Consider the following 11,621-nt stretch of genomic DNA (forward strand, 5'->3'; position numbering starts at 1 on the left):
CCCTGTTCATGTCCGCACGCCGTACCTCACTCGCCAGCAGCATCCGCCAGGCGACCCTCGCGCTCAGCCTTTGCGGTGCCGCATTGGCCACCCCTGCCGCCTGGGCCGACCCGCAGCGCTACGATATTCCAGCCGGCAGCCTGGCCTCGGCGATCAGCCAGTTCGCGGCGGCCAGCGGCGTGACCATCAGTTTCGGCAACCAGGAAACCCGTGGGCTGCAGTCCGCAGGCCTGCGCGGCAGCTTCGAGCTCGAACAAGGTTTCGCCCAATTGTTGCAGGGCACCGGCTTGCAAGTGCTGCCGGCGGGCGAAAAGCGCTACGTACTGGCCAAGGTACAAAGCAGCAGCGGCCTGGAGCTGGGGGCCACCAGCGTTACGGCCATCGGCCTGGGCAGCACCAGCGAAGGCACCGGCAGCTACACCACAGGCTCGGCTAATACCGCCACCGGCCTGCGCCTCTCGGCACGCGAGACGCCGCAATCGGTCAGCGTGGTGACCCGCCAGCAGATCGAAGACCAGAATCTTACCGACGTGGCCCAGGTGCTCGAGCAAACCCCGGGCGTGGTGGTCGACAGCATGGGCCCGGCCGGTAGCGACGCCAACCATATATACGTGCGCGGTTTCGAAGTCGGCAGCATTCAGGTCGACGGCATCAACCGCCCCGACACCTATGGCTTTCGCGACGACCTCGCCGACATGGTGTCGTACGACCGGGTGGAGGTGGTGCGCGGAGCCACAGGGCTGATGTCCGGCACCGGCGACCCCGGCGCGACCATCAACCTGATCCGCAAGAAGCCGACCCTGGAAACCCAGCGCAAGCTGACCCTCAAGGCCGGCTCCTGGGACAACTACCGCACCGAACTGGATGTGTCCGGAAAACTCTCGCAAAGCGGCAACGTACGCGGGCGCTTCGTCGCCTCGAGCACCGACAGCCAAAGCCATGTCGACCGCCAGTCCCTGGAAAAGCAGGTGGCCTATGGCGTGCTGGAATGGGACCTCACCGACAGCACGATGCTGACCGTCGGCGCCGAATACCAGGAGATGGACAGCGACGGCGCGGGCAACCACGGCTTCCCGATGTTCAATTCCGATGGCAGCCACTTCAAGCCTTCGCGCTCGTTCAACTCGGCGTCGGACTGGAGCTACCACAAACGCCGTACCAAGACCGTGTTCACCACCCTCGAACACCAGCTGGATAACGGCTGGCAGCTCAAGTTCAACGCCGAACACAACCGCCGCAGCTACGACGACGCCTTCGCCACCGCCGCCAGCGGCACCGTCAACCCCGATGGCAGCGGCGTCAGTACCTGGACCGGCCGCTGGGCCGGCGAACCCCGGCAGACCTCGTTCGACTTCTCGGCAAGCGGCCCGTTCGAGCTGCTGTCGCGCGAGCACCAGCTGTACCTCGGTGCCAGCCACTACCGCGCCTACTACCGTAACCCCGGCTACCCGCTGTGGTCGTTCCAGACCATCGACAACATCTACACCTGGGACGGCTCGCTGGCGGTGCCGGATGCTATTCATACAAAGTCGTCGGAAGATGCCCTGGATGAAACCCAGGATGGCCTGGTGGCCTCGGTGCGCTGGAGCCTGGCCGACGACCTGTCGCTGATTACCGGCGCGCGGCTGATCGACTGGAAGCGCGACGAAACCTCCACCGCCCTCGCGACCGGCGCCACCACCCGCAACTCGCGCAGCGAAACCGGCGTGGTCACGCCCTACGTGGGGCTGATCTACGACCTCGACGACAACTGGTCGGCCTACGCCAGCTACACCACCATCTTCAAGCCGCAAAGCAACAAGGATGTGAGCGGCAGCTACCTCGACCCTGAAGAGGGCGTGAACTACGAGCTGGGCCTGAAGGGCGAGTTCTGGGACAAGCGCCTGGCCACCGCCTTCAGCGTGTTCGAAGTGCACCAGGACAACCTGGCCGTGGCCGACGGCAGCAACCTGGCACCGGACGGCAACCAGGCCTACCGCGCCGAGTCCGGCACCAAGACCCGCGGTTTCGAAGTGGAAGCGGCCGGTGAGATCCTCCGGGACTGGCAGGTCTCGGCCAGCTACACCTACGCCGTGGCCAAGGACGCCGACAACGACCGCCTGCTCTCGGAAGTCCCACGCGATACCCTCAAGCTCTACACCACCTACCGCCTGCAATCGCTGCCGCAGCTGAAAATCGGCGGCGGCGTGCGCTGGCAAGGTTCGGAGTACTACAAGAACGCCGGCCCCAACGGCGAGAAGTTCACCCAGGGCGCCTACAGCGTGGTCGATGCGATGGCGCAGTACGCCTTCACCCCGCAAACCAGCGTGACCTTGAACGTCAACAACCTGTTCGACGAGAAGTACTACACCGCGATCGGCTCGCGCGGCTGGTACGGCACGCCGCGCAGTGCTACGGCGACGCTGGTGTACGCGTTCTGATGTAGCGGGCATGATGGTGGCTTCCTGAATGCAGAGAAGCCACCGGATGAAGCCCCTGAATCGATATATCGCCGCGTTGCTGGTCGCTGCCCTGGCGACCGGCGCGCTCGCCAGTATCACTCAGACCCAACTCGTGCTTGGCAAGCTCATCGAGCTGGATGCTCCGGTCACGGCTTCGATTCGGCTATGGATGACACTGGAAGACCTGGCGCGGTTTGGGCCGGTCATGATGGGGATTGCCATTGCCGCGCTGTTACCTGCGTTTGTGCTCACGCACCTCATCATTCGCCACGCACCGCCTACCTCGCGCTGGCGAACCGCCCTATTCCCGGTCGCCTCGATAGTTGCCCTGTGGGTGCTCTTCTGGCTGATGCGCTCGGTGATTCCGATGCCCGCGATGCCGGGCACCCGCGAGCAGTTCGGTCATGTGCTGATGTCTGCGACGGGAGTTGTCGGCGGGCTGCTGTACGCCGCCATGACACCGCCCAAGCGCCAGGCGGATGGTACGGCCGGTCGGCGTTACGCAGCGATATCCGGCGCGCTGATCGTGGTGCCCATCGCGCTGTTTCTCTGGATGGTTCCCCCGGCAGGCGACAAGCCCGCGCCGGTCGACCCTGCCAGCTATGAGGTCCAGACCGTCCTGTCGGGCCTTAACCGTCCGTGGTCGGTGGCGTTTCTACCGGATGGCCGCGCGCTCGTCACCGAAATGGCGGGCCGCTTGCTGGCGATTGCACCCGACGGTTCGACATCGCAAATCGCGCTCGATGGGCTACCACCGATCTTCCGATTGCGTGCAATTGCCGGGTTGATGGAGGTTGCGCTGGACCCTCAGTTCGAGAGCAACAGCCTGCTCTACCTGACCATGGCCTACGGCGAGCCGGGCGCCAACGGCACGCGGCTGGTGCGGGCCAGGTTGGTGAATGACAGGCTCGAGGATGTGCGCGTGCTGTTCAGTTCCACGTTGAAACCGAGCGCCGGGAACAATGGTGGACGTATCGCTTTTCTGCGAGATGGCACGCTGGTGCTCTCGTTGGGGGACGGCAGTGCGCGTCGTGAAGAGGCACAGAACCTGGCGAACCACCTTGGGACTGTCGTCAGGCTGGACCGTGAAGGTCGGGCACCGGCGGATAACCCGTTCTTGCAGCATCCTGGTGCCGCACCCGAGATCTACAGCCTGGGGCATCGCAACCCGCAAGGCATTGCGGTCGACCCGGCGACGGGCGAGTTGCTGCTCAGCGAGCATGGTGCGCGGGGTGGAGATGAAATCAATCGGATCGAGCCCGGCGGCAACTATGGGTGGCCGGTTGTTACGGATGGCATCGACTACCCGTTTGCGCGGGTGACGCCGTTTCGCCGGTTGGAGGGTTATCGCGATGCGATCCTGGAGTGGACGCCTTCCATCGCACCGGCTGGTCTGGCGGTTTATGACGGTGCGTTGTTTCCGGATTGGCGGGGGGATTTGTTGGTTCCGGCGCTGAAGGAACGGGCCGTGCGTAGGGTGTTGCGAGATGGGCGGCAGGTTGTTGGGGAGCAGCTTCTGTTGGCTGAGTTGGAGGAGCGGATGAGGGACGTCAAGGTGGCGCCGGATGGGGCTATCTATGTGGTTACCGATGGGACTGACGCCAAGTTGTTGCGGCTGGTTCCAACGCAAGTCGGTAATTGAGGAACCGCTCTCTTCGCCTTCGCTCGCAGGAGCTGCCGGTCATGAATGTCAACTTTCAGAGCGAAACAACCCTTCGTGAACGATAGCTATTGGCAAGAAACAGACGAATGCTGCCCGAACGCTACAACATGCCCCACTCAGGTTCGCGGACAAGTCCTTACAGGAAGATTGAGCCGAGCAGGAGATCTGTGTCACCTAGCCTGCCCCCTAAGGTAGCATTTAGCCACTAATTCAATTGACCAACGCTGTCGCCTACGCCTGGGCACACGGAGAGTGACTATGAAGTTTCCTCGTATACTGCTGGCCGGAGCCTGCGCCGCGCTGATTGCAGCTTGCGGCACCCCAGTCCCCTACCAAGCACCTGAAGATCTGATGTTGATGAAGCAAGACCTTCAGTTGGAGCATCTCCCTCCAAGCATGTTTCCGCTGAAATGGTCATATTTCGAGTACGGCGTTCAGAAGGAAGGCGTGGATACCAAAGATGCGCTTGCGCTGGTCCAGCCTGGTTTGCTCACACTTGTTGGGTATGAAAAAGGCCATTACTTTCGCCAAGCTGTATTCACCAGTGCCTCAACCGACTGCGTGTATATCTTCAGCGGTGACGTCAGCGCTGAACCGGTGTGGTTGCTGAACGCCGATCGCCCAGTATTTCTTTCTACCGGCAACGACAGAGGGGTGGTTGAAGTTCCACTCAGAAAAAAGCTGATCGAGGAAATGAGAGCTGCCGGTTTCCGCTCCCACAGCGATACCCAAGGAAAGGCCCATGAGAAAACCGGAGTAACTCAGCGCGCACTCGTCTTGGCGCCAGATTACGGTTATCACATGACATCCATGGACCAGTACCAGATTTACAACGTCTGTAAAAATCAGGGTTAGTCGTTTGTCTATCGTCCCGAAGCGGGTCACCTGCTGTCCTTGGCCAAGGACAGCATAAGGTGGCGGCAGTACGCGGGTTGGCCGACCGGGACGAAAGGGGCCCAGCACACCCGAAGGTGTCCCGCGCAACACCGCCATAACGCGACATCGCGAGCACAAAAAAGCGCCCGTAGTGAAGACTGGGCGCTGAAGGCTCAGGGTGCAAGATGATAACGGCCGGTCGCCAATGGCCGCTAACGACCTCGTGCCCTACCCGCTTCCAGAATCCGCGCCGCATCCCTCGCCGGCGGCACACCAAACACCCGCACATAATCGCGGCTGAACTGCGTCGCACTCTCGTACCCCACCTCGAACGCCGCCGCCATCACACTCCTGCCACTGCCCACCATCAGCGTCCGCGCCTGAAGCAAACGCACACGCTTCTGATACTGCAACGGGCTCAAGTTGGTGACCGTTTTGAAATGCCGATGAAACGCCGAAACGCTCATGGCGGCCCGCTGGGCCAGCTCTTCCACCCTGATCGACTGGGCAAAGTCTCGCCTAATGAACTGTATGGCCTGGCTGACGCGGGCCAGCGCCGTATCCGGCGCCGCTATCTCGCGCAACATCCAGCCATGGGGGCCCTGCAACACGCGATACAGAATCTCACGCTCGTAGACAGGCGCCAGGGCCGCGATCTCGTCGGGCTTGTCCATCAAGCGCAACATGCGCACCCAGGCATCCATCAGCTCTGAAGTAACAGCCGCCACGGAAAACCCCGGCTGCTGGTCATGCTGCCCGCTCGGCTTTGGCAGGTCGGCAAGCAAGGTGGTCAGCACGATCGGATCGAGCGTCAGGCTGACAGCCAGGTAGGGCTCGCCCGACTCGGTGGCATGCACCGTCCCCACCGCCGGCAGGTCGATGGACATGACGAAGTAGGTCGCCGGATCGTAGCGCAGCGTGCGATCCCCCACGGTCATCGTTTTACTGCCTTGCAGGATCACGTTGATCATCGGGTCGTAGACCGCCGCCAGCAGATGCTCCGGGACCTTGCCCTGAACCATGGCGACCCGTGGGATACCCGTCTCGGTTCGGCGGTTTTCGGCCCTGGCGGCCAGACTGCGTAGTTCATCAAGCTGATTGTTCATGACCGGCATGCTCGCCCCAGCAAGCGATGCCACGCAAGCAAAAAGCAGAAACAGGCAGGATTGAAGGAGAAATGCAGACGAAGCCGGGAAGGTCGATGGTTACCGTGTGCGCTCAATTCATCGTTAGCGGAGCAGCACATGGGCGTTGTCGTCATCACCGGAGGCAGCCGTGGCATCGGCGCCAGTACAGCTCAGCACCTGGCCCGGCGCGGCCTGGGTGTCATCCTTACCTACAACAGCAACCCGGCTGCGGCACGGCAGGTGGTGGCCGATATCGAGCAAGCGGGTGGCAACGCGGTTGCCCTGGGGCTGGATGTTGCCGATATCGGCAGCTTTACGGGCTTTCGCGAGGCAGTGATCGAAGCCTTGCGAGAGAAATGGGGCATCAGCGGGCTTGCCGGGCTGGTGAACAATGCGGGGCACGGCCTTTTCAACCCTATCGATTCGGTCAGCGAGGCCCAGTTCGATGCGCTCTGCGCGGTGCATCTGAAAGGCCCGTTCTTCCTCACGCAAACCTTACTGCCGCTGCTGGAAACCAACGCATCCATCGTCAACCTGACCAGCGCCACCACCCGTGTGGCAACGGCCGGTGTCGCACCCTATGCCTCGTTCAAAGGCGGGCTCGAAGTGCTCACCCGCTACATGGCCAAAGAGTTCGGCGAGCGGCGTATTCGTGCCAACTCCGTATCGCCCGGGGCGATCCGTACCGAACTGGGCGGTGGCTTGAACGATGAGTTCGAGGCGCTGCTGGCGTCTCAAACGGCATTGGGGCGCGTGGGGGAACCTGAGGATATCGCGCGCGTCATCGGCATGTTGTTGTCCGATGAAGGCGCCTGGATCAATGCCCAGAACATCGAGGTCGCGGGCGGCTACAACATCTGATCGAGCGTGTTTTTTGATGCGCGGCCAGTTCCTCTTTTCGCCGAGCGATATGCACAAGTTTCCACCCCGACTCGCCGTGGTATGAGTCGTGGCGCGCCCAATGCGGTGGCCTTCACATCGGATACCGACTTGTCTTGGTCCAGTGGAAAAAAGCGATAGACGAGTAAATCTCAGGCTGCCACTTGACATGAAGGCAAAGTGCTACTAATCGTTAAAAACCTTCAGCCTAACAAGGAAGTTATGTATGCGAAATTTAATCATTGCGATACTTTCTGTGTTGATTTCTGGCTGCGGCATGTTCCCCAGCTATCAAACGCCTTTCAGCGTTCGAAATCCATTGATCGATGGCTCCCTGGAGGGCACAAATAATCAGACAACAACGTTTTTGAGTGAGAAGGCTCAATCATGGGTAGATAAATACAAAAAGCTAAGAGATGACCCCAGAAAAGAAAATATCAGACCCTATGTTGGATCCGGGATTGCCTATAGCAATTTAATCTGCCGAGATTATTTCGAGCGATTATCCCTGACTAAAGCACATCGCGATCACGCAAAAAAAGAAACCAATCTCGTCGGTGGGCTGACTGCCTCGCTAATGGGGCTGGCAAAAGCCAGCGCGGGTGGGATTGCCGCTACAAGCGCGGCGTTCAGCTTTGGTTCGGCTTCATTTGATGCTTATGACGAAGCATTTCTCGTTTCACCTAATATCGCAGAGTTAGAGAAACTGGTTCAACGAAAGCAAGAACAAGTTGAGATACTCACTTATCGAAAGCTGGACAGCACTGCAAAATGGCCTGATGGAATTGAGTCAATGGACGAGGCCGATCGCGCGCTAAACTCATATATTGAAATCTGCACCCCCAATGGAATCAGAAACCTACTTACCGAGTCCATCGAAGAGAAAAAAGCCAAAACCGTCGAAAAAACCAAGGCCATCAATGAGTCGGCTGCTAACGTATCGACTACAACTTTGCAATTGAATGCCGAGACCAAATAGAGCCCAACGAGAACCAACGCCCCAAAAGGGACGGATTTATTTTCCTCTTGCCTTACTTGGGGCCGCAAAGCGGCCCCAATTTGGCTTACCTGACGCGCACAAGGCCACACCACGTCAATGCAGACTTCGTCAAAGCGCCTTGGCCCAATCACGCAGCAAGTACTTCTGAATCTTCCCCGTCGACGTCTTCGGCAACTCACGGAACACCACGGTCTTGGGCAGCTTGTAACGGGCCAGGTGCTCGCGGCAGAAGCCGATGATGTCTTCCTCCCGAGTAACCGCGCAGCCTTCTTTGAGGGCGATGAAAGCGCAGGGCACTTCGCCCCATTTCTCATCCGGCCGGGCGACTACCGCCGCTTCCAGCACCGACGGATGCCGATACAGAACCCCCTCGACCTCGATGGTAGAAATGTTCTCGCCGCCTGAAATGATGATGTCCTTGAGCCGATCCTTGATTTCGATATATCCATCCGGGTGCCGCACCGCCAGGTCGCCCGTGTGGAACCAGCCGCCTGCGAACGCCTCGCGGGTCGCGTCGGGGTTCTTCAGGTAGCCCTTCATCACCGTATTGCCACGCATGAAGATCTCGCCGATGGTCTCCCCATCGCTCGGCACCGGCTGCAAGGTTTGCGGGTCGGCCACCATCAGGCCCTCCAGCGTCGGGTAGCGCACACCTTGGCGCGCCTTGATCCGCGCGCGCTCGTCCAACGGTTGTTCGTCCCACTCGCCATGCCACGCACACACCGTTACCGGGCCATAGACTTCGGTCAGGCCGTACACGTGGGTGACCTTGATGCCCATTTCCTCGACCGCGCCAATGACCTTCGCTGGCGGTGCGGCACCGGCCACCATGGCATCGACTGGATGCTCGATCAGCGCCCTGTCGGCCTCGGGCACATTGACCAGGCCGTTGAGCACGATGGGCGCGCCACACAGATGGCTGACGCGGTGCTCGCGAATCAGGTTCAGCACCCTTTGCGGCTCGACACGGCGCAGGAACACATGAGTGCCGGCCAGCGCGGTGACGGTCCAGGGGTAGCACCAGCCGTTGCAGTGGAACATCGGCAAGGTCCACAGGTACACCGGGTGGTTGCCCATGGCCCAGGTCATCTGGTTGCCCAGGGCGTTGAGGTAGGCACCGCGGTGGTGATAGACCACGCCTTTCGGGTTGCCGGTGGTACCGGAGGTGTAATTGAGGGAGATGGCCTGCCATTCGTCTTCCGGCCACTGCCAGGCGAATTGCGGGTCGCCCTCGGCCAGCAGCGCTTCGTAATCCAGCTCACTGACAGCCGCACCTGCGCCGTACTCCGGGTCGTCGACATCGACCACCAGGGGTGGATTGGCCAGCAGGCCCAAGGCCTCGCGAATCACCGCGTGGAACTCGCGGTCGGTGATCAACACCTTGGCCTCGCCGTGCTCGAGCATGAAGGCGATGGCCGGTGCATCCAGGCGCACGTTCAACGTATTAAGCACCGCGCCGATCATCGGCACGCCGAAGTGCACTTCGAGCATGGCCGGAATGTTCGGCAACATCGCCGCCACCGTATCGCCCTTGCCGATGCCTCGGCGGCTGAGCGCGCTGGCCAGGCGTCGGCAACGTGTGTAGGTGTCTTGCCAGTTGCGTCGGATAGCGCCGTGGATCACCGCCGGGTATTGGCCATAGACCGACGCGGTGCGCTCGATGAAGCTCAGCGGCGACAGCGCGGTATGGTTGACCGCCGAGGGCGCCAGGCCCGTTTCGAAAATCGACATAAGGTTTTCCTGTAGGAAGGCCACCCGCCAGGTCGCTGCGCAGGTGGCCCTCAATGGCTGATTGTTAGCTCTGACTCAGGTCTCGCACGGCCTCTAGCGAGGCGTTTCCTCGGCTTTCTGGATAGCGGCGAACTCTTCCTCGGGCGTGCCCGACACCAGGTGGTGACGGCTGTACAAGGCAAAGTAGGCAATGAACAAAGCGTAGATGGCCGCTGTGCCCAGCATCACTTTCGGGTCGACCAGGAAACCGGCGACCAGGGCGATGGCTGCCAGAACCAAGGCGAACGACGAGGTGACGATGCCACCGGGCGTGCGATACGGGCGCTGCATGTCCGGGCGACGGATGCGCAGGGCGATATGCGCGGCCATCATCAACACATAGGACAACGTCGCGCCGAACACCACCACCAGGATCAGCAGGTCGCCCTGCCCCGTCAACGACAGGCCGAAGCCGATGATGCCCGGCACCACCAAGGCATGGACCGGCGCCTTGTTGCGGTTTGTGACCGACAGCTTGCGCGGCAGGTAGCCCGCCCGCGACAAGGCGAAGATCTGCCGCGAATAGGCATAGATCACCGAGAAGAAGCTGGCGATCAAACCGGCCAGGCCCACCAGGTTGACGAACTGGCTCATCCAGGTCGAACCGCCATACACCGACTCCAACGCCGCCACCAACGGGTTGCCGGAATCCATCAGCGCCTTGGCGCCCGCTGCGCCTGGCCCTACCAGCAGAATCAACGCGGCGAAGACCAGCAGCACCAGCATCGAGCCGATCAGGCCGCGCGGCAGGTCACGCGTGGGGTTCTTGGTTTCCTCGGCAGCCAGGGCGACACCTTCTACCGCGAGGAACAGCCACATCGCGTAGGGGATCGCCGCCCAGATGCCGACATAGCCAAACGGCAGGAAGCTGCTGGCACCCTTGGCTTCGCTGACCGGGATGTCGAACAGGTGGGCGACCTCGACGTGCGGAATCATCACCACGATGAACAGGCCAAGGGCGATGGCCGCCACCGCCGTGATGACGAACATCACCTTCAACGCCTCACCCGCGCCGAGCACATGGATACCGATGAACACCGTGTAGAACACGAGGTAAATCGGCCAGCCGCCCACGCCGAACAGCGACTCGCAATACGCGCCGATGAACACCGCGATCGCAGCCGGCGCGATGGCGTATTCCAGCAGGATCGCAGCCCCCGCGAAGAACCCGCCCCACGGCCCGAAGGCCGTGCGCACGAAGCCGTAGCCGCCACCGGCGGTGGGAATCATCGACGACAGCTCGGCCATGGAGAAGCACATGCACAGGTACATGGCGGCCATCAGCAAGGTGGCGAGGAACATACCGCCCCACCCGCCTTGGGCCAGGCCGAAGTTCCAGCCGGCGAAGTCGCCCGAGATGACATAGGCGACACCCAGGCCGATCAGCAGCACCCATCCTGCGGCGCCTTGTTTCAACTGTCGGTTCTGGAAGTATTGCGCGTCGACACTCTCCGTTTCGACACCTTGCGTGAATTGGGCTGCGTGTTCTTTTTGTATGGACATGAGCGGGTCCTCGTTATCGACAGCATTGGGCGAATTGGGAAGCGGCTATGGCAGTGCTCTCAGAAGAACCCCAACGGGTTCACGTCGTAGCTGATCAACAGGTTCTTGGTCTGCTGGTAATGGTCGAGCATCATCTTGTGGGTCTCGCGCCCGATCCCGGACTTCTTGTAGCCGCCGAACGCGGCATGGGCCGGGTACAGGTGGTAGCAGTTGGTCCACACGCGGCCGGCCTTGATGGCACGGCCCATGCGATAGGCGCGGTTGATATCGCGGGTCCATACGCCGGCGCCCAGGCCGAACTCGGTGTCGTTGGCAATCGCCAGGGCCTCGGCTTCGTCCTTGAAGGTGGTGACGCTGACCAC

General features: G+C 61.3%; 9 protein-coding genes. 5 read left to right on the plus strand and 4 right to left on the minus strand.

What is annotated here, in order from left to right; translation table 11 throughout:
* Positions 1-8 precede the first annotated feature (8 nt).
* From ACQKPE_RS15990 to ACQKPE_RS16000, 3 genes are all read left to right on the plus strand, one after another.
* On the plus strand, positions 9-2,420 hold the full coding sequence (locus ACQKPE_RS15990; protein ID WP_427667303.1) for a TonB-dependent siderophore receptor: 2,412 nt from the start codon (positions 9-11) through the stop codon (positions 2,418-2,420).
* A gap of 46 nt (positions 2,421-2,466) precedes the next feature.
* Complete coding sequence (locus ACQKPE_RS15995) at positions 2,467-4,083, plus strand: PQQ-dependent sugar dehydrogenase (RefSeq protein WP_427667305.1); 1,617 nt, start codon at positions 2,467-2,469, stop codon at positions 4,081-4,083.
* A 279-nt stretch (positions 4,084-4,362) separates the two neighbouring features.
* Complete coding sequence (locus ACQKPE_RS16000) at positions 4,363-4,959, plus strand: hypothetical protein (protein WP_427667307.1); 597 nt, start codon at positions 4,363-4,365, stop codon at positions 4,957-4,959.
* Between the two features lie 233 nt (positions 4,960-5,192).
* On the opposite strand, the gene ACQKPE_RS16005 is transcribed toward ACQKPE_RS16000, so the two are convergent.
* Positions 5,193-6,086 carry an AraC family transcriptional regulator N-terminal domain-containing protein gene (locus ACQKPE_RS16005; RefSeq protein ID WP_427667317.1) on the minus strand — a complete coding sequence of 298 codons (894 nt, stop codon included), beginning with the start codon at positions 6,084-6,086 and terminating at the stop codon, positions 5,193-5,195.
* 138 nt (positions 6,087-6,224) lie between these two features.
* Between ACQKPE_RS16005 and ACQKPE_RS16010 the strand changes: the two genes are divergently transcribed.
* The gene (locus tag ACQKPE_RS16010) at positions 6,225-6,968 is read left to right on the plus strand and encodes an SDR family NAD(P)-dependent oxidoreductase (protein ID WP_427667309.1); all 744 of its coding nucleotides are present in this window, start codon (positions 6,225-6,227) and stop codon (positions 6,966-6,968) included.
* Between the two features lie 244 nt (positions 6,969-7,212).
* Positions 7,213-7,965 (plus strand): hypothetical protein, encoded by a 753-nt coding sequence (locus tag ACQKPE_RS16015; protein WP_427667310.1) that lies wholly within the window; start codon positions 7,213-7,215, stop codon positions 7,963-7,965.
* Positions 7,966-8,094: 129 nt separating this feature from the next.
* On the opposite strand, the gene ACQKPE_RS16020 is transcribed toward ACQKPE_RS16015, so the two are convergent.
* From ACQKPE_RS16020 to ACQKPE_RS16030, 3 genes are all read right to left on the minus strand, one after another.
* Positions 8,095-9,717, minus strand: coding sequence for an acyl-CoA synthetase (locus tag ACQKPE_RS16020; protein ID WP_427667312.1), 1,623 nt, complete (start codon positions 9,715-9,717; stop codon positions 8,095-8,097).
* A 93-nt stretch (positions 9,718-9,810) separates the two neighbouring features.
* Positions 9,811-11,259 carry an ethanolamine permease gene (gene eat / locus ACQKPE_RS16025; RefSeq protein WP_427667313.1) on the minus strand — a complete coding sequence of 483 codons (1,449 nt, stop codon included), beginning with the start codon at positions 11,257-11,259 and terminating at the stop codon, positions 9,811-9,813.
* 59 nt (positions 11,260-11,318) lie between these two features.
* Positions 11,319-11,621 (minus strand): aldehyde dehydrogenase family protein (locus tag ACQKPE_RS16030; RefSeq protein WP_427667315.1); only part of this gene is annotated, 303 nt, incomplete at its 5' end.

Origin of the sequence: Pseudomonas sp. NPDC089554 (assembly GCF_050280645.1) — a bacterium.
GTDB lineage: Bacteria > Pseudomonadota > Gammaproteobacteria > Pseudomonadales > Pseudomonadaceae > Aquipseudomonas.

Bases quoted from the DNA above. Each gene is read 5' to 3' on its own strand.
- ACQKPE_RS16020 (WP_427667312.1), bottom strand. From the start codon at position 9,717: ATGTCGATTTTCGAAACGGGCCTGGCGCCCTCGGCGGTCAACCATACC.
- eat (WP_427667313.1), bottom strand. From the start codon at position 11,259: ATGTCCATACAAAAAGAACACGCAGCCCAATTCACGCAAGGTGTCGAA.
- ACQKPE_RS15990 (WP_427667303.1), top strand. From the start codon at position 9: ATGTCCGCACGCCGTACCTCACTCGCCAGCAGCATCCGCCAGGCGACC.
- ACQKPE_RS16015 (WP_427667310.1), top strand. From the start codon at position 7,213: ATGCGAAATTTAATCATTGCGATACTTTCTGTGTTGATTTCTGGCTGC.
- ACQKPE_RS16010 (WP_427667309.1), top strand. From the start codon at position 6,225: ATGGGCGTTGTCGTCATCACCGGAGGCAGCCGTGGCATCGGCGCCAGT.
- ACQKPE_RS15995 (WP_427667305.1), top strand. From the start codon at position 2,467: ATGAAGCCCCTGAATCGATATATCGCCGCGTTGCTGGTCGCTGCCCTG.
- ACQKPE_RS16005 (WP_427667317.1), bottom strand. From the start codon at position 6,086: ATGAACAATCAGCTTGATGAACTACGCAGTCTGGCCGCCAGGGCCGAA.
- ACQKPE_RS16000 (WP_427667307.1), top strand. From the start codon at position 4,363: ATGAAGTTTCCTCGTATACTGCTGGCCGGAGCCTGCGCCGCGCTGATT.